Raw genomic sequence first — 25,561 nt, 5'->3', positions numbered from 1 at the left:
AGCTCGCGAGCCCGCCGTACGAGGCCGTGAGCTTCCAGATCATCTCGTTCGCGGGCACGGCGAAGAGCTGCTACCTCGAGGCGATCGAGTGCGCTAAGCGCGGGGAAGACCCCAATGAGCTCATCGAGCAGGGCGACGAGGCGTTCCGCGCAGCAAGCGAGGCGCATCATCAGGCGCTGCAGATGGAGGCACAGGGTACGCTCGGGTGCGGGCTGCTGCTCATCCATGCGGAGACGATCCTTATCAGCGCGGAGACCATCAAGGGGCTCCTTCCCACCATCGTGGAGCTCGCGGAGCGATAGGCTCGGCGATCATTCCCGGGGCAGCCAGGGTGCCCGGCGGCATCTGACGTTGACGCGCGGGGCGGTGCGGCGAGCGGGGCGATATGCGTCCCGAACGGTCGGCACCGCCCCGTGTCTTTACCAAGCGCTGACAATCCATTGACGCAACTCGTGTGCACGGCGGGTAGGTTGAGATTGCATACCACCGACGGCGCCGGCGGGAATCGGCGCGGGGAACCGGGAAGCGAGGATGTCATGGAAACGTTGCAGGCGGTCGTGGGCAAGCGCGACAGCGAGTTCACCGGGCTCAAGGGCCAGCTGCTCAAGTACCTCGGAACCGCATTCTTCTTCACGGTGTTCGGCCTGCTGCTCGTGGCGGCCGGTGAGCGCCATACGGCGATCATGGTGGCCACCGAGCCGCTCTCCGACGTGTTCTTCGCCTGCGCGCTCGCGCTCTATCCCGTGGCAACGAGCGCCTCGCACCTCGCGAAGATGACCCGTGCGTACCGCGCGGGCGAGCGGTTCGAGCTGGCGGGCGTGGTGCTCGCGCGCTACGGTCGCGAGGGCGCCGCCCGCGCGGAGGCGGAGCAGGCGTCGTCGCTTGAGGGACGCGACCTCGTGCTCGCCATGCGCGCCGAGGGAACCGAGGCGGTCATCGAGCGCTTCGGTCGCGACGGGGCGTTCCGCATGAGCAGGGCGGTCTACGTGGCGACGATCGTCGTGTTCTCGCTGGCGTTCGTGCTCATGCTCGTGGTCGCGCCGTTGTAAGCGCGGCTGGCCGCGCAGCCAGCGTTCTATCTACAACATCCGAGGCCATCTCCCGCCCCGTACGTGCGCGTTTTGTGCGCGCACAATTTCTGCGGCGAACGGCTCGCCTCCACCCCCTACACTAGGTGCGCGCCAAACGGCGCTGGCCGGAAGGCCTGAGTGTGAAGGCGCGAGAAGGAGCGTCCAGAGAGACCCGGAAGGGTAGGAGGAACGTATGGCTGAATACGAAGAGAACGAGAACATGATGGAGCAGGAGACGGTGGAGGTCGACGGCATCGAGACGGCCCTCGAGGCCGAGGAGCTCGACGACGCGGTGGTCGAGGATACCGCGGCGGTCGTTGTCGAGGATGCCGAGGAAGAGGACGAGGGCTCCGCCGAGGACGCCGGTGACGAGGAGGCCGCGGAGAAGGCCGAGCCCGCCGCCGAGGATCTTGATGACCTGCTGTTTGACAAGGTGAACCGCGCGGCGCGCCTGCTGCGCAACCGCAAGTCGGCGCTCGCCGACGAGGCGGCCGAGGAGGCGGAGCGCACGAAGGACCTGATTCGCGCCCTGCACCTGCTCGAGCTCAAGTCACGCATGGAAGAGAAGGAGATGGCAGACCTCCTGGGCATGCGCCTGCGCGCCCTGAACGAGCTGCTTATCGAGGCTGAGAAGAACGACATCGTCGGGCGCATCGAGCCCGAGGACGGCGATATGCGCCACATCGTGGTCTTCGCGAGCGAGGACGCGGTGGCGATGGCCGAGGCGCGCGGCAACAAGCGCAAGAAGCTCGTGCCGACGCTCTCCGCGGATGACGCCCGCACGCTGCTGAGCGTGCTCGATTCGATCATCGAGCCGCTCACCGAGATGGGCTGCGACGTCGATCGCGCGCGCGACGACCGCGGTGGCCGTGGCGGTTTCGGCGGCGGTCGCGGTGGTGACCGTAGCGGGCGCGGCGGCTTTGGCGGCCGTAATGACCGTGGTGGTCGTGACGACCGCGGCGGCCGCGGCGGCTTCGGCGGCCACGGTGGCGACCGTGGTGGCCGTGGCGGCTTCGGTGGTCGCGATGACCGTGGCGGCCGTGGTGGCTTCGGCGGCGGCCGTGGCGGCTACAACGGCGGTGGCCGTGGTGGCTTCGGCGGGCGCGACGATCGCGGTGGCCGTGGCGGCTACAACGGCGGGCGCGGTGGCTTCGGTGGCCGTGACGACCGTGGTGGCCGTGGTGGTTTCGGCGGTGGCCGCGGCGGGTACCGCGGGTAAGCGGCGCGAACCGTCTCGCTCATCCAAACATGGTGAAGGGAGCTGCCTTCGGGCGGCTCCCTTTTTGTGTGGGTCGTTTGCTCAATGCGGTTGTGTGTGCTTCTCTTCCGTTTGCGTGGCGAGACGCCGCTTTCGCGATTCTGCGACCTGGGGTTTTGCTGCCCCGCGGCTCGCTTTCCGATGGGGCGCGTCCGAGATACACACACAACTGGAACGAGTTCGCCTGGAGCAGGCGGGCGCGTGAAACGAAAAAAAGGACCCGTCCCGAAGGACGAGCCCTTGTACAAGCGATTGCGCTGCGGCTTAGCCGAAGTAACGCTTGAGCAGGCCGGCGAACGCCTTGCCGTGACGCGCCTCGTCGCGCGCCATCTCGTGCACGGTGTCGTGGATGGCATCCAGGCCGGCGGCCTTGGCGCGCTTGGCGAGGTCGGTCTTGCCGGCGGTGGCGCCGTTCTCGGCCTCGACGCGCATCTCGAGGTTCTTCTTGGTGGAGTCGGTCACGACCTCGCCGAGGAGCTCGGCGAACTTGGCGGCGTGCTCGGCCTCCTCGTGAGCAGCCTTCTCCCAGTACAGGCCGATCTCCGGGTAGCCCTCGCGGTGGGCGACGCGAGCCATGGCCAGGTACATGCCGACCTCGGTGCACTCGCCCTCGAAGTTGGCGCGAAGGTCGTTCACGATGTCCTCGGAGACCTCGGGGAGCTTGCCGACGCCGATGACGTGCTCGGCGGCCCAGGTCATCTCAGTCTCGGACTGCTTGATGAAACGGGAGCCGTCAACGCCGCACTGGGGGCACTTGAAGCCCTCGGGCAGCTCCTCGCCGTCGTACTCCTCAACGTAACCGCAAACGGGGCAAACGAACTTCATGCTGCTCTCCTTACGTAGAGATGGTGGCACATGGCCGCGCCGGCCATGCATTTTGCGTGTCCCATTATGACAAAATGGGATTCTCCTTCTCTCATATTGAGACTGCTTCTCAAAAACTCGCATGACCTCCACAGTAAGTAGCACGGGGTGAACTTCAGGCGCGGTTTCGCTGCTGTCCGAACCATGCGGTATGCTACTGCCATCCATGAGAGGGGAGTGATGGCCATGCATGCGTACGGGCTTTCGTGGATTGATGAGAATCGCTTGTTTGAGGTGGCAGATCACGTTTTTGGAAAGATGTTCGCCGCTCGTTCCAAGGATCCGCTCCCGCCTGATCCGTTTACGCTCGTAGCGCAGGCGAAGATTCTCGATGAGCCGCTTCGCGCCATCGTTGACTTCGACGATTTGCGTTCGCGGAACAAGTCGCTTTCCAATGCCATTGGATTGTGGCATCAGAAAGTGCTCGGCTTGTCGGAACGCCTCGTAGAGCTTGGGTCGAATGGCGGCGGAGTGGACTTGCGCACCGCTCCGGGCGTGCTGCTCCCGTCGTGGGGCAAGCCCGGGTATTTCGAGGTGAAGAATCGCTTCAATACCATCAAGGCATCAGACGAGAAAGACTTGTGGGACACGTTGAAGCTTCTCGCACAGAGTAACAACGCCGTGTCCTACCTGATCCAGGTGATTCCCTCCAAACGTGAACCCTATGACCACCCGTGGGTTCCCTCGGGTCGCGCGGCGGATGAACGCATCCGATGCTGCGACGGCGTGACGGCGTATGCCTTTGCGTTCGATCGTCCCACCGCCTTACACGAGCTATACGAGGCATTGCCCGCGGTCTTAGATGACGTGCGCCTGGAACACGGATTGCCGCTGGCGACGGCGACCGATGGCGAGTTGGCGGAGGATCTCTTCAACTCGGTGTTCCCCGACGTGCCGGCTGAGTAGGGCTTATTCCAGAGCGGTTCTCATATGTGATGGCCGCGCAAGAATTGTCCGCATGGTAAGATAAAGTAACCCCTGCATAGGTAGGGGTTATTATTTGTAAAGGAGCATAGGTGAACGAGCAGCGGGAAGACCTTGTAACTGCATCGGCGGCTGCGGTTGAGCTGGGTGTGTCGGTGGACACGGTACGTCGCTGGAGCAAGCTCGGCCTCATCAAGGACACGCGCGACGCGCGCAACCGGCGCTTGTTCTCGCGCGCAGAGCTCGAGCGGCTGCACCGCAAGCTCAGCGGCGAGGCGGAATCACAGTATCGCGTGCTCGAGAGCGGTGAGCTGTTTGATGACGCGACCTGCATCGATCTGTTCGCAGGAGCGGGGGGCACGGCGCTCGGCTTCCACAACGCAGGGCTTCGCCATGTATATCTGAACGAGATCGATCGCGATGCCGCCGCGACGCTCAAGCAAAACAGCGAGACGCACGGTCTTGGTTGGAACATCGACAATCGTGATGTGTGCGAGGTCGATTTCGCGGGCATGCAAGCCGAGGTCATCCAGGCGGGTTTCCCCTGCCAGGCATTCAGCTATGCAGGTAAAAGCCGTGGTTTCGAGGACACGCGCGGCACGCTGTTCTTCGAATTCGCCCGCGCCATCCGCGATGTGCGCCCAAAGGTCGCGATCGGCGAGAACGTGCGCGGCCTTGTAAAGCATGACGGCGGTCGTACGCTCGCCACGATGCTCGAGACACTCGACCAGTTGGGCTACCGCGTGCGTTACCGCGTGCTGCGCTCGCAGTACCTCGATGTGCCGCAGAAGCGCGAGCGGCTCATCATCTTCGCCGTCCGGCGCGACCTGGATATCCCCTTCATCTTCCCGCGCGAGCACGACTATGTGATCACCCTGCGCGAGGCACTGCGTGATTGCCCCGCCAGCCCGGGTCAGGAATATCCGGAGAAGAAGCGCCGCGTGATGGAACAGGTTCCCCCGGGCGGCTATTGGCGCGATTTGCCAGAAGCGGTGCAGAAGGAGTACATGGGCGGCAGCTATTACCTGAGCGGCGGCAGAACCGGCATGGCGCGGCGCCTTTCATGGGACGAGCCGAGTCTCACGCTCACATGTGCGCCAGCGCAGAAGCAGACCGAGCGCTGCCATCCGGAGGAGACGCGTCCGCTCACGGTGCGCGAGTACGCTCGCATCCAGACCTTCCCGGATGATTGGGAGTTCTGCGGGAGCATGGCTCACCAGTACAAGCAGATCGGCAACGCTGTGCCCGTGAACCTGGGGTACCACGTGGGTCGCTGTGTGTTGGCAGCGTTGGGTTACGTGCCCGTTGATGACGGGATGGACGTGATTCTGCCCGAGCCAGGGGAGTGAAATGATGCTGCCCTGACAGGTCGGGCTTAGCGGGCTCCTCGATGCGGACTACAGCTTTTAGCGTCGTGTGATCCACCCAGAACACATGATCGATCGATATAATCGGCCGATCGATCATATGTTCGTTATGGGGTGGATGCATGGAGGATGCACGGCAAGCGAATGCGAGCCAATCCGCAGATATGCGGGCAGACTACGACCCTGCATCGCTTGCCTCGATCCTCGCCTATGCTAAGCAGCTCGAAGGAAAGACGCTGCGCGAGGCGTGCGATGTCGATGGCATCGCCGATCCCCATCGACGCAAGGGTTCCTTCGGTAACGCGCTCGAGGAACTCTACTTCCATTACGATATCAACAGCAACCCGGAAGCGGATTTTGCCCAGGTGGGCACCGAGCTCAAGTCGACCCCGCTTAAGCTGCGCAAGGACGGAACGCTTTCCGCGAAAGAGCGCTTGGTCATCAGCCTGATCAATTACATGAGCGTCGTGGATGAGACGTGGGAGACAAGCTCGCTTCAAAAGAAGCTGCGGAGCATCCTGCTCGTCGCGTATCTCTACGACAAAGATGTAAGCCCGGTGGATTTTCCCATCGAGATCGTCGAGCTGTGGGGAATCCCCCGTGAGGATGTGCCCACGTTCAAGCAGGACTGGGACACGATCGTCAACAAGATTCGCGCAGGGCATGCGCATGAACTCTCGGGTTCGGATACGCTCTATCTCGAAGCTGCCACAAAGGCATCGTCCTCGAGCGATCGTCGCCCGCAGCCATTCTCCCCCGTACCAGCGAAGCCGCGCGCATGGGCCATCAAGCAATCGTACATGACGGTCACGTTCAATGAGATGCTCAAGGTTCAAAGCATCAAGCGCGAATGCGACGAGGTGGAGATGAGCCTGCTTGAGCTCGTTCGCCATCGATTCGAGCCATATTTCGGGCGCACAGAGGAGGAGCTTGCGCGTATCTGTGGGTACGACACAGCACGTCGAAAACCCAAGAACCTCTGCGCGCTCATCACGAAGCATATTCTGGGCATCGATGAGTACATGAAGATCGCGGAGTTCGAGAAGGCGGGCATCAAGGCGAAGACGATGCGCTTGAAGCGCAACGGTATGCCGAAGGAATCCATCTCGTTCCCGACGTTCAGCTATCTCGATCTGGCTGAGCGACCGTTTGAGGAAAGCGACTTCCTGGGGTATCTGCGGCAGAAATACCTCTTTGTCATCTATCGCGAGGACGCTTGCGAGCGCGATACCTATAAGCTGTCCGAGGTGCTTTTCTGGCAGATGCCCGACGCGGATCTGCTCGAGGCCCGTCGTTGCTACGAGGAGATGCAAGGCCACGTGCGCGCCGGCCATGCGGAGCTTTCGGTGAAATCGACCGAGAATCGCTGCTGCCATGTGCGGCCGCATGGTCGCAACAAAGCCGATACCCTTCCGACGCCATACGGCACGCAGGAGACGAAAAAGTGTTTTTGGCTCAATGCGCGCTATATCGGCGAGGAGATCGATAAAGTAATGCGGAACAACGCGGGGCAGCGCGCTCATGCGGCGCTGGGGAATGAACGGAGCATCGTGGACGAAACGACGATACGGGTGGCCGAGCTCTTTGCCGGCGTAGGCGGGTTCCGGTTGGGCCTCGAGGGCTACGATGCCCCCGAGCATCCTGAGTTCTCGATGCCGGCTGCCGGGCCATTCCGTACGGTTTGGGCGAACCAGTGGGAGCCGCCGGGAACGCCGGCGAAGCAGTTCGCTGCGGCATGCTATCGAGCGCGTTTCGGTGAGGACTCTGTGGTCAATGATGACATTCACCGTGTGCTCGACGCGTACGAGGCGGGGAAGATCGACATCCCCGATGTGGACATGGTGGTGGGCGGTTTCCCATGCCAGGATTATTCGGTGGCCAAGCCACTCGCGCATGCGCGTGGCATCGAGGGTAAGAAGGGTGTGCTCTGGTGGGACATCTACCGGTTCCTCAGCCTTAAAGGATGTCCCCGGTACGTGTTGCTCGAAAATGTCGACCGCCTGCTCAAGAGCCCCGCATCGCAACGTGGCCGTGATTTCGCCATCATTTTGTCGTGCCTTGCGCTGTTGGGGTACGCAGTCGAATGGCGCGTGGTCAACGGCGCGGATTACGGGTTTCCCCAGAAGCGTCGGCGCGTGTACATCTATGCCGAGAAGACGGACGAGGCGTGGGATTTGGATGGGCGCCTTGTCGACGGTGTTATGGCGGAAGCGTTTCCCGCTGAGGTGATGGGCGATGCGTCCCGGTTCGAGCTGCTCGACGACCCATTCGAGAACTCCGAGCAGTTCGGTGTTGGAAGCAAGGTCTCGCCTTTCGAGGTAGCTGGCGTTATGCAGGGAGGAGCGGTTTGCACCGCACGGGTTCGTTCCACATATGAAGGGCCGCGTGCTGTTTTGGGCGACGTAATCGTTTCTGCGGGTGAGGTGGCGGACGGATTTTGCGTACCCGACGATGCGGTTGAGAAGTGGCGCTACTGCAAGTCAAGGAAGAGCGAACCGCGTGTGAACAAGCGGACGGGCTTCGAGTACCGGTACTCCGAGGGCGCGATGGCGTTTCCCGACCCATTGGATGCGCCCGCCCGGACCATCCTCACGAGCGAGGGGGGGGGTCGCCTTCCCGGAGCACGCATATCATCCAGGCGTCGAACGGCAGGTACCGGCGTCTGGTGCCGGACGAGCTCGACCAGTTGCAGGGTTTCCCGAAGGGTTGGACGAACGTCGGCATGACCGACAAGCAGCGCGCCTTCTGCATGGGCAACGCGCTCATCGTCGGCATCCCGCACCGTATCGGTGAGGTAATCGCGCGGAGGGCGGGGGTGGACGAGGCATAGCCGGCGCGTTCGCCTGATAGATCTTGTCCAGTTCTAGCGTTTGAGAGATCATGGATCAGTCAAACGACGAAGGGGCTGGAATGCAAATCTCATCAGAGTCGCGAAATGTTTTGGAGCTCTTTCCTATTTCAGGGAACATTTGCTATCGAATTCCTCCGTATCAACGAGGTTATTCTTGGCGCGACGAGCAGATAGAACAGCTTTTTGATGATATCCGTAACGAGGGAAGCGGATACTATGCGGGCAATATTCTGCTTACCGGTGATACCGATTCATTGAGCGTCATCGATGGCCAGCAGCGCTTGACTACGATATCCTTGATGCTCCTCGCAATAGGTGAGAAGCTCATCTCGTTTTCCACCATCGAGGCGGCCATCGTATTGAAGGGGGATATCAAGCGTCAGCTCTTTAATTCCAACAATGAGCCCCGCATTCAGCTACTCGATCAGGATCAAAAAATCTATGTAGACCTCCTAGGCAGCCTGTTCGACAAGCATCGAAAGAAATGGGGAAATCGATCCTTTTATAAGCGGTATCGCTTTATCCGCGGGCTTTTGGATGAATGCTTCGACTCCTTTTCTTCCCTCAATGAGTTCTATCAGAAGCTGATGGAAACGAACCTACTTAGAATTACCGTTCCCGATCTCGGAGACGCATTCAACGTGTTTTCATCCCTTAATTCGAAGGGATTGCCGCTCACGCTTATTGATCTGCTTAAAGGGGAGTTTCTAAGCGCGGCGCAAAAGATAGGTGAGCAGACAAATCAAACGTTGACGGAGTGGGATTCGCTCTCCCAGGTGCTCTCATCGGATGGCGAGGATACCAATACAAGCGTCGTGACCCAATTCTTGCTGAACAATTGGGACGCCTTTGAAAGCGACAGCTCCTCATCGACAACGAAAACAAAGGCATTGTCGCAATACCAGAGGCTTCTCAAGAAAAAATACAGCGGGGGAGAGAACTATCTTCAGACGCTTATCAGACGCGCAGAGGTGTTTGCTCGCATCATTCAGCTCCAAGATTACCCGACTGATGCCTATCGTCTGGGAAAGAAGCTGTCGGATTTGCGGCGGCTTGAGTCAACCCAAGCGCTGCCGTTGTTGATGTATCTATGCACCCGGCAAGATGAGCTGTGTCTCGATGATGCCGATTTGGACGAGATCCTCGATAGCCTCATCGCGTTCTACGTGCGCAGGAACGTGGTGTTGAGTCCGAAATCGTCGAACATTCGCGCGCGTCTCATAGGAGTGGTGCGCACGTTGCAGAATGAGAAAGTATTCGGATCGGACATCGTTGCGTTGATACAGGGTGCTCTGCACGATTTAAGCGCGTCTGATGAGCAGTTCAGAGCTGCGCTTAATCAGCCCATATATGACAAAAATAAAACGACAGCTCGATATATCCTTATCGCGCTCGAGCGTAATGTTGGCGGTTGCCCCACATTTGATAAAGGTCATCCCGACAGTCTTGACCAGTTTGTGATAGGACCGGGCGGAAAGAGTAAGCCGATCTGGACGATAGAGCATGTTCTTCCGGAAGGGCATTTGCCTAAGTGGTGGGTTAATGATCTTGCAAACGGCAATGAGTCGCGTGCCGAAGAGTTGCAAGATGAATTAGTTCATCTATTGGGCAATTTAACACTCACACCCTACAACTCTGAGCTCGGGCAAAAGCCGTTCTATTCTGAAGACCATCCGTATGATGGGTCGAAACGAGATTACAAGGATAAGCAAACGAACAAGTTCGTCGGCCTCCGTTCTGGGCTCTTCTTGAATGAGAGCATTGCCGATGTAGAGCACGGCGAGTTGCTCGAGTCTAAGCGCGCCTGGACAGCGGACGATATTCGTCGACGCAATGATGTTCTTGCTGACTTAGTTGTCAATCTGTACCGATTGAAGTAAACAAACGGTTTTGTCCGGACGGGGTTGCACACTTGCCTCATAGAAAAGGCGTCCGCGCGATGCGGGCGCGCAAGGCAAGGAGGCTGGTATGTACACGCCGTCGAGGAACCTGTTGTCGTTCTATATCGCGGGGTTCCAGTTCTGGGATGGGGCGCTCGCGCTCGAGCAGCTCAAGGCCGGCGCGCGGCTCGATCTGGTTCCGGAGTTCGACAACCCGCATGACCCGAACGCCATCGCCATCTACTACGAGGGCTTCAAGCTCGGGTTCGTGCCCCAGGATTGCAACGAGCAGCTCGCCATCATGCTCTTCTTCGGCCACGGCGACGCGTTCGAATGCCGAGTGCAGCAGGTTGCGCCCGACCGCAGCCCGTGGCACCAGGTGCGCGCGGGCATCTACGTGGTGGATGCACGGTAGCACCGGTACGCGCGAAGAAAAAGGGGCGTGCACGAGGCACGCCCCTCAGCCGGTCGGGTGTCGATGGGCGGCACCCGCAAGAACGGCGGACAGCTTACACGGTCATGCCGCCATCGACGGCAAGCACCTCGCCGGTCACGTAGGACGCGAGGTCGCTCGCGAGGAACACGAACGCGTTCGCCACGTCCTCGGGCTGGCCGACGCGCCTCAAGGGGATGGCGTCGGCGATGGGCTTGATCATCTCCTCGGGCAGGGCCGCCACCATGTCGGTCGCGGTCACGCCCGGCGCCACGGCGTTCACGCGGATACCCTTGGGTCCCAGCTCGCGTGCGAGCGAGACGGTGAGGCCGTTCACCGCGAACTTGCTCATGGGGTAGCCCACGCCGGACTGCTGGCCCATCTTGGCGACCATGGAGCTCGTGTTGATGATCACGCCGCCCGCGCCCAGCACGCGCGACGCCGCCTGGCAGCCGTTGAAGACGCCCTTGATGTTGACGTCAACGATCTGATCGAGCTGCTCGGGCGTGTACGAGTCGAGCGGCATGGAGTGCGAGATGCCCGCGTTGTTGCACACGATGTCGAGCCCGCCGAAATGCTCAGCGACCTCGCGGAACGCGGCCTCGAGCGCTGCCTCGTCGGCGACGTTCGGCCAGATGCCCATGACGGGCGCATCGGGGTTCTCGGCAAGGATGGCCTCGACGGCCTTCTGCGCGGTCTCCTCACGACTGCCGCACAGGGCGACGTTCGCGCCCTCCTCGAGGAAGCGCTTGACGATCGCGAGGCCGATGCCGCGCGAGCCGCCCGTGACGACAGCGGTCTTTCCCGTAAGTAGCATGGTGCTCCTTTCGATGCGCGCACAGGCATCCGCCCGGCGCGTGGATAGGTGTAATGCACCTTACCCCGCGCCCCGCCCGCGCCCTGCCGCGAAGGGGAAAAATCGGTATGCGGTAGCACGGGCTTCGGTGTGCGTCGCCGGCTTGACAGCGGGCGCATCCCTGCTACACAGGCGCGATGGCGTGCCGGCACCTGCCTGTGGCGGGTCGCTTTAGACGTCCAGCAGCTCCTCGATCGCGCCCACGCGGTAGTTCTTGAATACGACCTCGCTCTCCTCCTGCGTGGCGTCGAGGTCGACGTCGGCCATGATGCCGAAGTCGTTATCGCCGTCCGCGTCGTGGAAGATCTGGTGCACGTGCCACACATGGTCGGATTGCTCGTCGCGCTCGTCGATCGCGAAGTACGCCGTGGAGCGTGCGTCCGCATCAAGGAGCAGCTCGTCGTGCTCGTCGAAGAACTCGTCCAGCACGCGCCGCCAGCGCGGCTCGCCCATGCCCCAGGCACTGTCGAGCTCGCCGAGCTCCTCGGCACGTTGCGCGGCGGCGAGCTGCACGCGCCGGAAGAGCGCGTTGCGCACGAGGAGCGTCATGCCGCGTCGATCCGCCACGACGGCGTCCGCTGCCGTGGGTGGCGCCACGTCGAGCGCGGCGGCGTCCCCTGCGGCGGCCCACTCGTCCACCAGGCTCGAGTCGATGCACCGCACCATGAGGCCGAGCCATGAGATGATGTCCTCGAGTTGCTCGTTGCGCTTGTCAAGCGGCACGGTGCGGTCGAGCGACCGGAACGCCTCGGCGAGATAGCGCAACAGGATACCCTCAGATCGCGCGATGCCGAGCTTCTGGATGTACCCCTTGAAGTCCGAGGCGCTCTCGAGCATGTCGCGCAGCACGGACTTCGGGCTCAGGGCGTAGTCAGCCGCCCACGGCACCTTCGCGCAGTATTCGGCGAACGCGGCGTCGAGCAGCTCCTCGAGCGGCTTGGGGTACGTGACGTCCTGGATGCGCTCCAGGCGCTCCTCGTAGTCGACGCTGTCGGCCTTCATGGCGGCCATCGCCGCGTCGCGCGCCTGCCGCTCCTGCGCACGCAGCACCTGCTTGGGGTCCTCGAGCGTCGCCTCCACCATGGAGATGAGGTCGAACGTGTAGGTCTCGCTCTCCGGGTCGAGCAGTTCGAGCGCCGCGAGGAGGAACGGCGACAGCGGCTGGTCGAGGGCGAAGTCCTCAGGCAGGTCGACCGTGAGGGAGTAGGAGACCGCGGACCGCGCCTCCGCGTCGGGGGCGGATCCGTCGCCTTCGGGCAGCTCCTCGCGCACCACGACGCCGGTATCGATGAGCGTGGCGAAGATCTCATCCGCGCGCATCTCGAGCTTGAGCTTCTCCTCGGGCGTTTGCAGGCTGCGCTCGATGAGGTCGTGGACGCGAGCGCGCGCGTCGCCGCCGCGCTCCACCATGGCGAGCACCATAGAGTTCGTCACGCGCAGCCGCGGTTTGAGCGTCTCCGGCGCGGCCTCGCACAGGCGCTCGAACGTCTGCTTGTTCCACGTCACGAAGCCCTCGGGCGGTTTCTTCTTCTTGAGCTTGCGCAGCTTCTTGGGGTCGTTGCCCGCTTTCGCCATGAGCTTGGCGTTCTCGATGTCGTGCTCGGGGGCTTCGGCGATGACCATGCCCTCGGTGTCGAAGCCCGCGCGCCCGGCGCGTCCTGCGATCTGGTGGAACTCGCGCGCGCGGAGGCGGCGCATCCGGTAGCCGTCGAACTTGGTGAGCGCGGTGAGCACCACGGTGTGGATGGGGACGTTGATGCCGACGCCGAGCGTGTCGGTTCCGCAGATGACGGGCAGAAGGCCTTGCTGTGCGAGCCGCTCGACCAGCAGCCGGTAGCGCGGCAGCATGCCCGCGTGGTGCACGCCCACGCCGTTCGCGAGCAGGCGCTTCAAGATCTTGCCAAACGCCGTGGTGAAGCGCGTCCCGTGTGCCGCCTCCTTGATGGCCTCGCGCTGCTCCTTCGTGGCGACGCCGAAGTTCGCGAGCGACTGCGCCGTCGCGAGCGCCGCATCCTGCGAGAAGTGCACGATGTACAGCGGCGCCTCCCCGCGCCGGAGCGCGAGCTCGACCGTGCCCTCGAGCGCGGTGTCGACGTAGTCGTAGGCGAGCGGCACGGGACGGGGCGCATCGGTGACTTCGTCCACGGGCGCGCCGGTTTGCTCGTGGAGCGCGGCTGAGATATGCGACACGTCGCCGAGCGTGGCGCTCATGAGCATGAACTGCGTGTGCGGCAACGTGAGCAGCGGCACCTGCCAGGCCCAGCCGCGGTCGGGGTCGGCGAAGTAGTGGAATTCGTCCATGGCGACGACGCCCACATCGGTGTCCTCGCCTTCGCGGAGCGCCTGGTTTGCGAGGATCTCCGCCGTGCAGCAGATGACGGGCGCCTGCGTGTTGATGTGCGTGTCGCCGGTGATCATGCCGACGTTATCGCGGCCGAGCACCTCGACGAGGTCGAAGAACTTCTCGCTTACAAGCGCTTTGATGGGCGCTGTGTAATACGCGCGCCGTCCCTGCGCCATGCCGAGGAACAGCATGCCGAGCGCGACGAGCGACTTGCCGGAGCCCGTGGGTGTGCCCAAGATTACGTGGTCGCCCGCGGCGAGGTCCATGAGGGCTTCCTCCTGGTGCGGCCAGAGCTCGATGCCGCGCTCCTCGCACCATGCGAGGAAGCGCTCGAAGGCCTGGTCGGGCGTGAGCCAGGGTTCCGGCTCTTCGCCTTCTTCGGGCTCACACCAGCTGGGGGAGAGTGCACCGAGCGACCCGTGCTCGCCCGTGCTGCCGGTGCCGGCAGCGAATGAGCTGGCCGATGCGGGGGCAGCGCCTGCGTCCGCCGTCTGCCGCGTTGTTTCCTTGGATGCCATGTTCCGTCCTTCTCGTGAGGTTTCGCCTTTCATTATCATCCATATTGCCGGCTGCCGCCCTCGCGATCGTGTTCCTGAGGCGCTTCTTGCATGCATGGCGGGCTTCGCGTTCACGGCCATCATGTTAAAGGTTCGCGCCATGCACCTGTTCGACTGTTCGTGCGCGTACCATGGGCTGGTCGTTCAAGGAGAGGTTCGTACATGCGCCACATACGCCGTCTGAGTGCGTTCATATCGGGGCACATGCCCTTCATCGTCCCGGTCTGCCTCGTGTTGGGCATCGCGTTTCCCCAGGTTCTGGGGCCGGCGAAGGCCGCGGTGCCGTACCTGTTTGCCATCATCACCTTTCAAGGCTCGCTCAACACCTCGCTGCACCAGGTAGCGGAGACGTTCCGCCGCCCGCGTGAACTCCTCGCCATCCTCTCGGTCACCGTCGTGCTCATGCCGGCGCTCGCTCGTCTCGCCGCAGGCCTTATCTTTTCCGATCCGGGCATCATTACCGGCATCGTGGTGGAGTACAGCATTCCCATCGCAGTCATGAGCTTCATGTGGATCGACATGTATCGCGGCAACGCGTCGCTCGGCCTCGCGGCGATCCTCATCTCCACGGTGCTCGCGCCCGTGACGTTGCCGTTCGCGTTGCGCGTGCTCATGGGGGCGTCGGTGACGGTCGACCCTTGGTCCATGGTGGGCGACCTTGTGTTCATGATCGCCCTGCCGGCCATCGCGGGCGTTGCGGTGAACGAGTTGTCGAAAGGATGGGGCCACGAGACGCTTGCGCCGAACCTCGGTGCGTTCACGCGGCTCTTCTCGGTCTTCGTGATCGCCTGCAATTCCACGGGGCTTGCTCCCTACGTGCGCTCGTTTGACCCGCTGGTGCTCGAGGTCGCGGCGTTCATTTGCGTGTTCGCGACGCTCGGATTCGTCCTTGGCTTAGGTATGGCCCGCCTTCTAGGGCTTTCTGTGCAGGACATGCTCTCCATGGTGTTCTGCGTTGGGTTGCGGAATATTTCGTCCGGCTCTGTCATTGTGACGCAGTTCTTCCCGGGGTCGGCCATCATCCCCGTAATGGCGGGGACGCTCTTCCAGCAGATCTTGGCCGCCGTGTTCGGCTCGTTGGTGCAACATCTTACGGGTGAAGAGCGGGAGCGTCAGCACAAGCGCGTGCGTCTGGCGCGACTTCGCGAGCACAGGAAGCGGGAGTAGCGCGGGCGAGTCTTCGAGGCCGTTGTTTCCGGCACTCCTGCTGCGGAGAGGCGTTCAGCGCCGTGCCGCGGCTGGATAACGGGAATTGCCGTCGTCACCGTGCTCGCGCATCACTGTTGGGGGTTGCCGCCTTGCCTTTCGCCATGCGGTTTCGCGCGTTCACGACGTACCCTTCCATGCCGAGCGGCACATAGGTGAGCGAGCCTAGGTCGCGAGGAAGGTATTCGGCAAGGCTTTGCTCGGCGTCGCGACCGGCTTGGATGTGCGCAGGGGTCGGCGCGGCTGCCGGTGTTGCGCAGATGCCGTATACGGCGACGCCTTGTGCCGCGAGGCGCGCCTCGTATTCCGTCTCGGGGTGTCCCGGATGTTCCGCGCGCACGTCATCGGACACCCAAAGCAGCGCGTATCCGGCGGCTTCGAACTGGGTGAGCGCGTAATCGCGCAGCGGTTGGCTGTCGGTGCGCAACGTGATGCGGGCGTCCGGCGCGAGGAGCGCGCGATACGCGAGCAGATGGTCGACGTTCACCAGGCGCTTGCCGGCGAACTTGCGCTTGGGAAACGGCGTGGGGAAGTTGAGCGTGATGCCTGCGAGCTCGCCGGGGGCGAAGATACGTTCAAGGGATTCCGCGCTGCGGGGCAGGACGAGGGCGTTCTTCAGTTCGCCTTCGACGATGCGTTGCGCGGCGTACGCGATGCAGATAGGCTCCGTATCCATGCCCAGGTAGAGCGAGCGCGGGTCACGTGCGGCGCAGGCGGTAAGGTAGGCACCCTTGCCGCAGCCGAGGTCGAGGTATACGGCGTCGAACGTGCCAGCCGCGGGCGCGGGGGAGGCGGCGGGGTCGTCGGCGGTTGCAGCGCTTGCCGCGCGGACGGGCGCGCACGCTGCCGCCCAGGAGCCACGGTAGGTTTCCGGTGCGACCTCGATGGCGTCCGCATAGCGCTCAAGGCGCTCTTCGAGTACGAAGTTTTTCGGCGTGCGGATGTGCGTCTGTCCCATGCTTAGGCTTTCGTGACGGGTTCGCTGCCGGGGGTGCGGCGAAGCAGCACGTAGCGATTGAGGTTTCCAGCGCGGCCGTCGGCGGAGTAACGCTCAAATGGGCGCACCGTGCCTGCAGGAAGCGCGGCGATGAGCCGGTCGATCTCGCGTTCCTCGAAATGGTGGCAGTAGCGCAGGCTCGTGCCGTCCTGCCAGCCCAGGAGGTGGTCGCCGGGCTCGAGGGCGTCGAGCACGGCAGGCTCAAGTAGGCCGTGCTCGCGAGCGGCCTCTTCGGCATCATGCGCTTTCGAAGCGAGTCGCTCGTCATGCATGAACTGCCAAAACGATACCGCGATGATGCCGCCGGGTGCCGTGCGCCGCACGAGCTCTCGCAGCACTGCGACGCGGAGCTCGAGGCTCGGCACATGGTGCATGAAACCGAAGCAACAGGTGAGGGCGCACGCATCGGTAAAAATACCCCAGGGGTTTTTTAACATCTCCGGGGTGCCCGGAGCCTCGTCAAGCAGCGCGCCAAGGATATCGACGTTGTGGTAGACGACGCCCGCCGGCAGCGATGGCTCCGTTGCCAGCTCGCCGCAGTTATCGACCGCGTGGAATTCGAAAGGCGCCTCCGGCAACTCCTCGGTAAGGAACCGCTCGAGCCGCATGTTCCCGCAGGCAAGGTCGAGCACCTTGAGGGGTCTACCCGGCGCGAGGGCGTCGACGCAGGCTGCCGTGTGTGCTGCGATGCGCCGCCAGCCGTCCCACGGCGCCTCGCGCGTGGCGGAGAAGCTCGCGGCGTTTGCGTGGTAGAAGCGCGTGTTCAAGTCTATGAGCTGTCGGGCGACCGAGATGTCCATGTGCTCCTTCACTAATCGATCCGGCACCAGTATGATAATCAGTCGGCGACCTCGTTTCGTCGAGAGCGGGGCGGCTTCGCGAAAACGAAGGAGATGTACCGTGCCCGTAGGACTTTTGCCCATCATCTACCTGGCCTTCATCAGCCTCGGCCTGCCCGACGCCGCGCTCGGATCCGCCTGGCCGCTCATGGCGCCGGCGCTCGGCGCGGGGATTTCCTGGGTCGGTGCGGTGACGATGATCATTTCTGCCGGAACGATCGCGTCGAGCCTTATGTCGGTACGCGTGGTCGAGCGGTTCGGCACGGGGCGCGTGACCGCGGCGAGCGTGCTTCTCACGGCGGCGGGTCTTGCCGGCTTTGCACTTTCGGGCGAGTTTTGGCAGCTCTGTCTCTGGGCGGTGCCATACGGCCTCGGTGCCGGGGCGGTCGATGCGGCCCTCAACTCCTACGTGGCCGTACACTATGAGTCGCAGCACATGAGCTGGCTGCACTGCATGTGGGGCGTGGGCGCGAGCGCGGGGCCTCTCATCATGGCGCAGTGCCTCGGCGTGGGCACGTGGTCGCTCGGATTCTTGGTGCTCGGCGGAATCCAGGTCGCGATCGTCGCGGTGCTCACGCTGTCGCTGCCCTTGTGGAAAGAGAAGAAGCTACCGCACTCCGCTGCGGGGCAAGGTGCCGAAGAATCCGGTGATGACCGCGTTCAACCAGCGCGTTTTTCGCGCATGGAGCTCTTGCGCCGCGACGGCGTGCCGGCGGTGCTGCTCTGCTTCTTCTGCTACTGTGCGCTCGAATCGACCTGCGGCAACTGGGCGGCGACGTACTGTACGCTTGGACGTGGGATTTCCGCTGAGGTCGCGGCGAGCTGGGCGTCGTACTTCTACATCGGCATCACGGTCGGCCGCGCCCTGAGCGGTTTCATTTCCCTCAAGGTGCGCGACCATAACATGATTCGGTTGGGGCAGGCGCTGGTCGCTGCGGGGATTGCCTGCATCGTGTTGCCGTTGGACGAGTCGGTGCTGCTTTGTGGTCTGGTGCTCGTGGGGCTTGGCTGCGCGCCCATCTACCCATCGATCATCCATGCCACCCCGGCGCGCTTCGGCGACGACGTGGCGCTCGCGCTCACGGGCATGCAGATGGCGTTCGCCTATGTGGGAAACCTCGCGATGTCGCCACTTTTCGGCGTGCTCGCCCAGATGGTGAGCATCGAGCTGTACCCGTTCTACCTTGCCGCGCTGCTTATCGTAATGATTGCGGCGGGCGAGAAGCTCAACGCCATCATGCGCCGCCGTATGTAAAATAACCCCAGGGGTTTTTAACATTCGCGGCGCGGCCACCGGGCGTCCGGCTCGTGCCCATGCGGTAGAATTTTGCGACATGGAAGAGATCATCTTGCAGATACTCGCTGCGCTGCGCCGCGGGGAGACGGTCGACGATCGCGCGCTCGTAAAGCTCGTGCACGCGGCCGCCAAGCGTTTCGGCGGTGACAAGCGCGCGTTCGCAAAGCGCCGGCTCCTGCCGTTTTACCAGCGCGTGCGTCGTGAAGAGCCCGAGCGCTGGGCAAGCTGGGACGTCACGCCGGAGCTCGAGGCCGCACTCGTCAACGTACTGCGCATGAAGCCGCGTCGCTCCGCCTCGGGTGTGGCGACGATCACCGTCATCACCAAGCCGTGGCCGTGTTCCGGCTCGTGCGTCTTCTGCCCGAACGACGTGCGCTGTCCCAAGAGCTATCTGCACAACGAGCCTGCTTGCGCCCGTGCCGAGGCAGCCTGCTACGACCCGTACCTGCAGGTTTCCGCGCGGCTCACGGCGCTCGCCCAGATGGGGCACGCCACGGACAAGATTGAGCTCATCGTGCTCGGCGGCACGTGGAGCGATTATCCGGAGGAATACCAGACTTGGTTCGTGACGGAGCTTTTTCGCGCGCTCAACGACGACGCCATCGCGGGCGAGGCGGCGAACCCGATGCTGCGCGGGTTCGCGGATGAGCCGGGGGCGATGCCGGGGACGGAGAGCGCGGCGCATGCCGAAGATCCCGGGTGCCACCCTGTCGGTCAAGCTGCGCCCGGCGTCTCTGTGATTCCACCGGGTGTCCGTGAGCGCCGCGCTCAGTACGTGGCGTGCGGGTTAATGCCGAAGGCCGCGCCCGCTGCCGCGCCGGCAACCGAGGCGGGTTCGTGGTTGCCGCTCGACGTCCTCGAAACCACGCAGCGCGCCGTCGACGCCGGCAAGCTCACCTACAACCAAGCGGTCGCGCACCTCTACGCGGGGAGCTCCGCGTGGTGCCAGGCAGCGAAATGGCAACGCGCTACGCTGGCCGACCTCGAGCGCGAGCACGCGCGCAACGAGCGGGCGCGGCATCGCGTGGTGGGGCTCGTGGTCGAGACGCGGCCGGACGCCATTACGCCCGAGGCGCTCGTTCACATCCGCCGGCTCGGTGCCACGAAAATCCAGATGGGTGTGCAAAGCGTCGACCAGCATATTCTTGATGCGAACGGTCGCAATACCACGGTTGGGCAGATCGGTCGGGCGTTCTCGCTGCTTCGGCTCTTCGGCTTCAAGATTCACGCACACGCCATGGTGAACCTTCTGGGTGCCACGCCCGAGAGCGACCGCGCGGATTACCGGCGCTTTGTGACCGACCCCGCATTCCAGCCGGACGAGGTCAAGCTTTACCCCTGTGCGCTTATTGAGAGCGCGCGCCTGCGCGAGCGCTACGAAGGGGGAGATTGGGTGCCCTACACAGAGGATGAGCTTGTGGGCGTGCTCGCAGCCGACGTGCTCGCCACGCCGGCGTTCTGCCGCGTGTCGCGTATGATCCGCGACTTTTCGTCCGGCGACATCATGGCGGGCAACAAGAAGCCGAACCTGCGGCAGATGGTGGAGGAACGGCTTGCGCGTGCGTCTGCCGCCGGAGGCGCGCCCGTGCGAGAGATCCGCTACCGCGAGATCGCGACGAGCGAGGTGGACGTGGACGCGCTCACGCTCGACGTGGTGCCCTACGAGACGCGCGCCACGAGCGAGCGCTTCTTGCAGTGGGTGACACCAGAAGGTCGCATCGCCGGTTTTCTCCGCCTCTCCCTGCCAAAACACGAGGCGGTTGCCGACCTCGCCGCCGAGTTGTTCGATTCGAGCGCGCCGTCGACGCCTGTTCCCATTATCAATGCAGACGAAGCGATGATCCGTGAGGTGCACGTCTACGGCATGGCGACGCGCGTGGGCGAGGACGGCGCGGCGGCGCAGCACCACGGGCTTGGTCGTCGGCTTATCGAGCGCGCCTGCGAGCTCGCACGCGAGGCCGGCTACGAGCGCATCAACGTCATCAGCGCCGTGGGGACAAGGGAGTACTATAGAATGCTAGGGTTCCACGACCATGGACTGTACCAGCAGAGGAGTCTCGATGAACGAGGATAGGCAGACCGAGGGCAAGCCCGCGGGCGCGACGGTACAAGAACCGGCTGCGATGTCGCGCGGGGCGGAGGAGCGCAGGGCTCCGAGCGACATCGAGACGAAGCTTTTGGGCGACGCCCCGGCCGATACGCCGGAAGAGCTTGAGGCAAAGGTCGCCGGCAAGGTGCTCGCGGGCACGCGCGGCGCGAGCGCACCCGTGAAGCAGGCGGCGGTGACGGTGGGCATCGTGGCGCTCGTGCTGGTGCTCGCGTTCGTCTTCCAGCTGGCACAGTTCCCCGCTCCGGTGATCGGCGTCATCGTGGTCGTCGCGATCGTGATGTTCGCGCTCGTGCTGGTGAACCCGCATGTCGTGCGCACGCAAGCCGGTCGCGCACTCGTGTACACGCGGCTCGCGAAGGGGCAGCCCGTGCGCGTCATGCGCCTGGGCGGCGTGTACCAGTCTGCGACGTATCTGGGCTTTCAGAGTTGCGAGCCGGTGTTCAAGTACATCAAAGCCTTCGATGTGGTATTCGATGCCGAAGAGGCCGTGCGCGCGGCGACCGGACATGGCGTGGAACGCGTGCTCGCGCTGGGCGGCGGCGGGTTTTCGTGGCCGAAGCATGCGATTCTCGACCATGATTGCCTGCATGTGGACGTGGTCGAGATTGACCCGGCGATCATCCAGGCGGCGCGGCGTTGGTTCTACTTGGATATGATCGAGCGCTACGCGGGACGTCGCCTGCGTGTGCATGAAGGCGATGGGCGCGCGGTGCTGGACAAGCGGGCGCGCAGGCTGGCGGCGGGCGAGCCCAAGGCTCAGCGCTACGATGCGATTGTGAACGACACGTTTTCTGGAGGAGAGCCCGTGCGCGAGCTTGCCACCGTCGAGGCGGCGCAGGCAGTGCGCACGTGTCTCAACCCCGGTGGCGTGTACGCGACGAACGTGGTCGCGCGTGACGGCGACACCAGCGTGCTGCGCAGCACTGTTGCGACGCTTTCGCAGGTTTTCGCCCACGTGTGCGTGATCCCCGTGGAGGAGGACGCCTGGGCGAGCGACGACAACTACATCGTTGTGGCCACGGACGGGGACGCGACGTTCCCCGGCGCTGTGCCGTTCGACGAGGAGTTTCTGGGCGAGGTGGTACGGGATTAGGTAAGCGTGCGGAACGTTTAGCCTGTTCTACTGTTCGCCGTTTAGCGAACCACCGCGAATCCGGCCTGCTTGAGGATGCGTATGATGGTTCGCGCGGCGACGCGGTCGTACTCGCGGCTCTGCTCGGAGAGCTTGTCGTACGGCACTAAATCGGGGTGAATGCGGCGTTCATCGTCTCGCGGGGTGAAAAACTGATTGACCACATGCTCTTAGTTGTTCCTAGCAAAATTGCAGGATAAGGCCGAACTTCAGGCATGATATTTCATTCAAGAGGGGCAAACTCGACCTATCCTGGCGTATTTCAATCTTAGTAGCGGTTTCTATAGAAAAGGGATTGGAATGCTGAGAATCGTTGATGCTATGCATAGCATGGCGTACGGAAATATCGGCGACTGCGGTGCAGAATCCTCGCTGTACTCTGATGCTTGCAATTGCTCATGTAATTGAAACTGCCGTTGCTTCCACCCCGATGGGGATTTCAAGTGGTAAATGTATCGCTGCTTCGCTTTGTGCATGTTCTCGACCTAAGTGAGTACATCTGGAGCGTCTTCGCGAACAGCGATAAACCGTCGTCATTCTCGGGACAGCCCACGAGCATCTATTCGACGCGTGCTTTGAAGACGAGGCTCGGCAAGCAGTGCCCGTCGGCCAAGCTCGCCATCAGCTGTGCGTCCATCGCTGCAGGGTAGTAGCGTATCTGTATCCTGCGCCGGCGCGCCTGCCGCCTGGCTCTTCGCCGTCCTGCTGTTCGACACTGCCGTCTCTTTTCCGCTCCTTCTCACGGCGCGCAAACGAAGGCGTGCCAACATCTGAACTCGCCGCTCAGAATACGGACGCGTTACAAAGACCATCGCGGGGCATAATTCAATTCTGGGAGAGGGGTGCCATGTGTCAGAGGATTGTATCGCTCGCCACGTCTGTGGCGTGCGTGCGCTCGACGGCTCACTCCTTGTAAAGTGCGCTTTCCGGCTCCGCGATTCGTCCCTCCATCTGGCGGGGTGGCGGCAACAACAACCTGAGCCTTCTCCTCGGATATAATTACCTCGAGCTCATGTTTGATTGATTGACGGGCTGGGGGAATCATGGACGCCACGCAAGAGACTCTGAATAGACACCGTGCCATCTTCACCGAGTCGCTAGGCAAGGGAGAGATCCCAAGAGATGTCTACGACCTCCTCTCTGAAGGCTCGGATAAGGAATTGATTCATGGCATCGCCCGGAACCACTTGTGTCCGCCGAACCTGCTAGCGCGCCTCGCGAAGGACGAGGATGAGGATGTGCGTCAAAGCGCTGCCGCAAATCCTTTGTGTCCGCCCGAGGCGCTGGCGTGGCTAGCGGAGGACGAGTGCCGGAGTGTGCGCTTGAGCACTGCCCAGAATCCCTCGTGCCCGCCGGACGTGCTCGCACGGCTAGCGGAGGACGAGGATCAACAAATACGCTTTGGTGCCGCCATGAACCCCTCGTGCCCGCCGGAGGCGCTGTCGTTTCTCGCAAAAGATAAGGACGAGGGCGTGCGTCGAGCCGCCGTTCAGAACCCCTCGTACCCGCCGGAGGCGCTATCGCGTCTCGCGAGCGGTACGGACGTGACCATGCGCACTATGGCCGATTTGGCCGCCATGAACCCCTCGTGCCCGCCGAAGACTCTCGTGCGGCTCGCGTCGTGGGGATTGCTGAAACGGGAAGTCGCTGGTAATCCTTCGTGCCCGTTGGAGGTGTTGTCGCGACTCGCGTTGGACAGGAATGAGGGCGTGCGCACGGCGGTCGCTGGTAATCCTTCGTGTCCGCCGGAGACGCTGTCACTTCTCGCAGAGGGTGGGGACGAGCTTTTGCGCAGTAATCTCGCCGGGAACCCGTCGTGCTCGCCCGAAACGTTGGCGAGACTTGCGAGTGACGCGAGTGATAACGTACGCTATCTCACTGCCCGAAACCCCTCGTGCCCGCCGGAGACGCTGGCGAGACTCGCGAATGACAGACTAGAACCTGTGCGCGCGGCGGTCGCCGAAAACATGTCGTGTCCGTCGGAGACACTGATGCGCCTCACGTGGAACGAAGGCCCATATGCATATGTGCGTGGGAACGCCGCCCAGAACCCGTTGTGTCCGCCAGAGGCGCTGGTGCGCCTTGCGTTGGATGCAGACCGGCGCGTGCGCCTACGAGTTGCCCTAAACCCCGCATGTCCTCGAGCTGAGATTATGCGGCTTGTGCGAGATGCCGATGAAGTGGTTCGGTGTTACGCCGCTTCCAATCCGCGCTTCTTAGTATGCCCCTCTCCGGAATCTGCCGGCAATGCGGGAACTTCCCTTGCGGATGAGCTCTCGCGTCTGGCAGACCTTCACGAGAAGGGAGCGCTCACCGACGAGGAATTCGCCGCCGCAAAGAGCAAGGTTCTAGGGGCATGAGCGCCTGGGCGCTGCCCTACGCATCTGCTTCGAACTGCCAGGGATGGGCTTCATCGGCCAGAAGACTATGCGACACCGTAGTACGTCGCAAGGGAAGGCAAGATTCCCGAGGCCAGCTCATGCATGCGGTATTTGGGGGCTGATTCGCAGTATGCGTCAGAGGATTGTACCGCTCGCCGCAGCCGAGGCGCGGGTCACGCTCGAAACTACTTGTCACTGACGAGCTGGGGTACCTCGACATTGGCGGCTGGGGAAAGGCGTTCATCACCGGCGTGGCGGTGAGCACCATCGTGGGTCGCGTCTGCCGTGTGAGAGGAGGGACGCGGAATAGCCGAAAACGGCGAAAGGCCGTTGGCAGAACCGGCGAGAATGCGTTGGCACGACCGGCGACGAAAGATTTGCGCGATTGGCGAAAAATGTATTAAGGGAGCGCGGCAGATACTTGGACCTCGACACGGGGAGGTTCGCGATGTATTCGAGACAGGACAGGGAGAGGATCCTCGCCGACTGGTGAATCTGAATCTGCCCCGGTCTCGTTGACACATCGAGTTCCGTTCCGCCATGATGTGCGGAACGGGGAAACGGAGGCAGACATGGGACATCCGTCGCCGAAGTACACGGCTGAGTTCAAGCAGCGGGCGGTGCAGCTCTACCGCGAGCGCGGCGGCACCTACGCCGAGGTCGCCCGCGAGCTCGGCTGCGACGCGGGCAGCATATCCGACTGGGTCAACAAGGCCGACGCCGCGGGCGCCGACCCTTCGGCCAACCCCTTCCAGGTGGCCGAGGAGAACCGCAGGCTCAAGCGGGAGAACGAGCGCCTGAGGCGCGAGAACGAGATACTTTTAAAAGCGAGCGCCTTCTTCGCCAGCAGGCAGCTGTAGGCGCGCAGGCGGAGAGGGCGAAGTTCGCGTTCGTCCTGATGAACGAGGGGGTCTGGAGCATATCGGAGATGTGCGCCGCGCTCAAGGTGACCAGGCAGGGCTACTACGCGTGGCGCTCGAGGCCGCCCAGCGCGCACGACCTGCGCGACGCCGAGCTCGCGGCGGCCATCGGCGCGGCCTGCGAGCTCGGGCGCGGCCACTTCGGCGCCCCGAAGGTCTTCGCCGAGCTCAGGAAAGCGGGCGTCTCGACGTCCCGCAAGCGCGTGGCGCGCATCATGCGCGAGAACGGGTGGGCCGGTACGACGCGCGGCTGCGCCAGGCGCCCCAAGGGCGCC

Annotated in this window: 22 protein-coding genes; 16 read left to right on the top strand and 6 right to left on the bottom strand. The window is 63.1% G+C overall.

What is annotated here, in order from left to right:
• The 3 genes from BN423_RS04235 to BN423_RS04225 all read left to right on the top strand — a co-directional run.
• Positions 1 to 302: PTS lactose/cellobiose transporter subunit IIA (locus tag BN423_RS04235; RefSeq protein ID WP_019239022.1), on the top strand; the 302-nt coding region annotated here is incomplete at its 5' end.
• Positions 303 to 536: 234 nt separating this feature from the next.
• Positions 537 to 1,049 carry a hypothetical protein gene (locus tag BN423_RS04230; RefSeq protein WP_019239021.1) on the top strand — a complete coding sequence of 171 codons (513 nt, stop codon included), beginning with the start codon at positions 537 to 539 and terminating at the stop codon, positions 1,047 to 1,049.
• Positions 1,050 to 1,263: 214 nt separating this feature from the next.
• Positions 1,264 to 2,289: a hypothetical protein gene (locus BN423_RS04225; RefSeq protein WP_019239020.1), complete on the top strand. Its 1,026-nt coding sequence runs from the start codon at positions 1,264 to 1,266 to the stop codon at positions 2,287 to 2,289.
• 303 nt (positions 2,290 to 2,592) lie between these two features.
• On the opposite strand, the gene BN423_RS04220 is transcribed toward BN423_RS04225, so the two are convergent.
• Positions 2,593 to 3,153 carry a ferritin family protein gene (locus BN423_RS04220; RefSeq protein WP_019239019.1) on the bottom strand — a complete coding sequence of 187 codons (561 nt, stop codon included), beginning with the start codon at positions 3,151 to 3,153 and terminating at the stop codon, positions 2,593 to 2,595.
• A 219-nt stretch (positions 3,154 to 3,372) separates the two neighbouring features.
• Between BN423_RS04220 and BN423_RS04215 the strand changes: the two genes are divergently transcribed.
• The 6 genes from BN423_RS04215 (at position 3,373) to BN423_RS04195 (ending at position 10,629) form a co-directional block, all read left to right on the top strand.
• Positions 3,373 to 4,098: an Eco47II family restriction endonuclease gene (locus BN423_RS04215; RefSeq protein ID WP_019239018.1), complete on the top strand. Its 726-nt coding sequence runs from the start codon at positions 3,373 to 3,375 to the stop codon at positions 4,096 to 4,098.
• A gap of 110 nt (positions 4,099 to 4,208) precedes the next feature.
• Entirely contained in the window at positions 4,209 to 5,465 is a 1,257-nt protein-coding gene (dcm, locus tag BN423_RS04210) for a DNA (cytosine-5-)-methyltransferase (RefSeq protein WP_019239017.1), read from the top strand.
• Positions 5,466 to 5,605: 140 nt separating this feature from the next.
• Complete coding sequence (locus BN423_RS11670; protein WP_232385496.1) at positions 5,606 to 8,209, top strand: Sau3AI family type II restriction endonuclease; 2,604 nt, start codon at positions 5,606 to 5,608, stop codon at positions 8,207 to 8,209.
• Positions 8,149 to 8,313: a DNA cytosine methyltransferase gene (locus tag BN423_RS11665; protein WP_232385495.1), complete on the top strand. Its 165-nt coding sequence runs from the start codon at positions 8,149 to 8,151 to the stop codon at positions 8,311 to 8,313. The genes BN423_RS11670 and BN423_RS11665 overlap by 61 nt, the downstream gene beginning before the upstream one ends.
• Positions 8,314 to 8,393: 80 nt before the next feature.
• Positions 8,394 to 10,214, top strand: a complete 1,821-nt coding sequence (locus BN423_RS04200) for a DUF262 domain-containing protein (protein ID WP_019239016.1) — start codon at positions 8,394 to 8,396, stop codon at positions 10,212 to 10,214.
• A gap of 88 nt (positions 10,215 to 10,302) precedes the next feature.
• Positions 10,303 to 10,629: an HIRAN domain-containing protein gene (locus BN423_RS04195; protein WP_019239015.1), complete on the top strand. Its 327-nt coding sequence runs from the start codon at positions 10,303 to 10,305 to the stop codon at positions 10,627 to 10,629.
• 94 nt (positions 10,630 to 10,723) lie between these two features.
• On the opposite strand, the gene BN423_RS04190 is transcribed toward BN423_RS04195, so the two are convergent.
• Together BN423_RS04190 and BN423_RS04185 are read right to left on the bottom strand one after the other, a co-directional pair.
• Positions 10,724 to 11,464, bottom strand: a complete 741-nt coding sequence (locus tag BN423_RS04190; protein WP_019239014.1) for an SDR family NAD(P)-dependent oxidoreductase — start codon at positions 11,462 to 11,464, stop codon at positions 10,724 to 10,726.
• 210 nt (positions 11,465 to 11,674) lie between these two features.
• Entirely contained in the window at positions 11,675 to 14,365 is a 2,691-nt protein-coding gene (locus BN423_RS04185) for a DEAD/DEAH box helicase (RefSeq protein ID WP_019239013.1), read from the bottom strand.
• Positions 14,366 to 14,566: 201 nt separating this feature from the next.
• Here BN423_RS04185 and BN423_RS04180 point away from each other — a divergent pair, with 201 nt between their 5' ends.
• Complete coding sequence (locus BN423_RS04180) at positions 14,567 to 15,571, top strand: bile acid:sodium symporter family protein (RefSeq protein WP_019239012.1); 1,005 nt, start codon at positions 14,567 to 14,569, stop codon at positions 15,569 to 15,571.
• A gap of 94 nt (positions 15,572 to 15,665) precedes the next feature.
• On the opposite strand, the gene trmB is transcribed toward BN423_RS04180, so the two are convergent.
• Together trmB and BN423_RS04170 are read right to left on the bottom strand one after the other, a co-directional pair.
• Positions 15,666 to 16,568 (bottom strand): tRNA (guanine(46)-N(7))-methyltransferase TrmB, encoded by a 903-nt coding sequence (trmB, locus tag BN423_RS04175; RefSeq protein WP_019239011.1) that lies wholly within the window; start codon positions 16,566 to 16,568, stop codon positions 15,666 to 15,668.
• A 2-nt stretch (positions 16,569 to 16,570) separates the two neighbouring features.
• Entirely contained in the window at positions 16,571 to 17,407 is an 837-nt protein-coding gene (locus BN423_RS04170; protein ID WP_019239010.1) for a class I SAM-dependent methyltransferase, read from the bottom strand.
• Positions 17,408 to 17,507: 100 nt separating this feature from the next.
• Here BN423_RS04170 and BN423_RS04165 point away from each other — a divergent pair, with 100 nt between their 5' ends.
• The 3 genes from BN423_RS04165 (at position 17,508) to BN423_RS04155 (ending at position 21,946) form a co-directional block, all read left to right on the top strand.
• Positions 17,508 to 18,701, top strand: coding sequence for an MFS transporter (locus BN423_RS04165; RefSeq protein WP_187367791.1), 1,194 nt, complete (start codon positions 17,508 to 17,510; stop codon positions 18,699 to 18,701).
• A gap of 79 nt (positions 18,702 to 18,780) precedes the next feature.
• On the top strand, positions 18,781 to 20,817 hold the full coding sequence (locus BN423_RS04160) for an elongator complex protein 3 (RefSeq protein ID WP_019239008.1): 2,037 nt from the start codon (positions 18,781 to 18,783) through the stop codon (positions 20,815 to 20,817).
• Complete coding sequence (locus tag BN423_RS04155) at positions 20,804 to 21,946, top strand: spermidine synthase (RefSeq protein ID WP_019239007.1); 1,143 nt, start codon at positions 20,804 to 20,806, stop codon at positions 21,944 to 21,946. The genes BN423_RS04160 and BN423_RS04155 overlap by 14 nt, the downstream gene beginning before the upstream one ends.
• 41 nt (positions 21,947 to 21,987) lie before the next feature.
• On the opposite strand, the gene BN423_RS11165 is transcribed toward BN423_RS04155, so the two are convergent.
• Positions 21,988 to 22,149, bottom strand: coding sequence for a RyR domain-containing protein (locus tag BN423_RS11165; RefSeq protein ID WP_071784286.1), 162 nt, complete (start codon positions 22,147 to 22,149; stop codon positions 21,988 to 21,990).
• Positions 22,150 to 23,028: 879 nt separating this feature from the next.
• On the opposite strand from BN423_RS11165, the gene BN423_RS04145 reads away from it, so the two are divergent.
• From BN423_RS04145 to BN423_RS10720, 3 genes are all read left to right on the top strand, one after another.
• Positions 23,029 to 24,345: a variant leucine-rich repeat-containing protein gene (locus BN423_RS04145; protein WP_019239005.1), complete on the top strand. Its 1,317-nt coding sequence runs from the start codon at positions 23,029 to 23,031 to the stop codon at positions 24,343 to 24,345.
• A gap of 593 nt (positions 24,346 to 24,938) precedes the next feature.
• Positions 24,939 to 25,226, top strand: a complete 288-nt coding sequence (locus tag BN423_RS04140; protein ID WP_019239004.1) for a transposase — start codon at positions 24,939 to 24,941, stop codon at positions 25,224 to 25,226.
• 38 nt (positions 25,227 to 25,264) lie between these two features.
• A partial coding sequence (locus BN423_RS10720) for an IS3 family transposase (RefSeq protein WP_043359648.1) occupies positions 25,265 to 25,561 on the top strand: 297 nt, incomplete at its 3' end.

This window comes from Enorma timonensis (assembly GCF_000321165.1).
Lineage (GTDB): Bacteria > Actinomycetota > Coriobacteriia > Coriobacteriales > Coriobacteriaceae > Enorma.
The sequence above is the reverse complement of the archived record's forward strand: the minus strand, read 5'-3'. Positions and strand labels throughout refer to the sequence as shown.

What these genes read in the sequence shown, in the direction of transcription:
- BN423_RS04145 (WP_019239005.1), top strand. Translation starts at nt 23,029, where the DNA reads ATGGACGCCACGCAAGAGACTCTGAATAGACACCGTGCCATCTTCACC.
- BN423_RS11670 (WP_232385496.1), top strand. Translation starts at nt 5,606, where the DNA reads ATGGAGGATGCACGGCAAGCGAATGCGAGCCAATCCGCAGATATGCGG.
- BN423_RS04200 (WP_019239016.1), top strand. Translation starts at nt 8,394, where the DNA reads ATGCAAATCTCATCAGAGTCGCGAAATGTTTTGGAGCTCTTTCCTATT.
- BN423_RS04225 (WP_019239020.1), top strand. Translation starts at nt 1,264, where the DNA reads ATGGCTGAATACGAAGAGAACGAGAACATGATGGAGCAGGAGACGGTG.
- BN423_RS04215 (WP_019239018.1), top strand. Translation starts at nt 3,373, where the DNA reads ATGGCCATGCATGCGTACGGGCTTTCGTGGATTGATGAGAATCGCTTG.
- BN423_RS04185 (WP_019239013.1), bottom strand. Translation starts at nt 14,365, where the DNA reads ATGGCATCCAAGGAAACAACGCGGCAGACGGCGGACGCAGGCGCTGCC.
- BN423_RS04195 (WP_019239015.1), top strand. Translation starts at nt 10,303, where the DNA reads ATGTACACGCCGTCGAGGAACCTGTTGTCGTTCTATATCGCGGGGTTC.
- BN423_RS04190 (WP_019239014.1), bottom strand. Translation starts at nt 11,464, where the DNA reads ATGCTACTTACGGGAAAGACCGCTGTCGTCACGGGCGGCTCGCGCGGC.
- BN423_RS04170 (WP_019239010.1), bottom strand. Translation starts at nt 17,407, where the DNA reads ATGGACATCTCGGTCGCCCGACAGCTCATAGACTTGAACACGCGCTTC.
- BN423_RS04140 (WP_019239004.1), top strand. Translation starts at nt 24,939, where the DNA reads ATGGGACATCCGTCGCCGAAGTACACGGCTGAGTTCAAGCAGCGGGCG.
- trmB (WP_019239011.1), bottom strand. Translation starts at nt 16,568, where the DNA reads ATGGGACAGACGCACATCCGCACGCCGAAAAACTTCGTACTCGAAGAG.
- BN423_RS04230 (WP_019239021.1), top strand. Translation starts at nt 537, where the DNA reads ATGGAAACGTTGCAGGCGGTCGTGGGCAAGCGCGACAGCGAGTTCACC.
- BN423_RS04155 (WP_019239007.1), top strand. Translation starts at nt 20,804, where the DNA reads ATGAACGAGGATAGGCAGACCGAGGGCAAGCCCGCGGGCGCGACGGTA.
- BN423_RS04220 (WP_019239019.1), bottom strand. Translation starts at nt 3,153, where the DNA reads ATGAAGTTCGTTTGCCCCGTTTGCGGTTACGTTGAGGAGTACGACGGC.
- BN423_RS04180 (WP_019239012.1), top strand. Translation starts at nt 14,567, where the DNA reads ATGCGCCACATACGCCGTCTGAGTGCGTTCATATCGGGGCACATGCCC.
- BN423_RS04160 (WP_019239008.1), top strand. Translation starts at nt 18,781, where the DNA reads ATGGAAGAGATCATCTTGCAGATACTCGCTGCGCTGCGCCGCGGGGAG.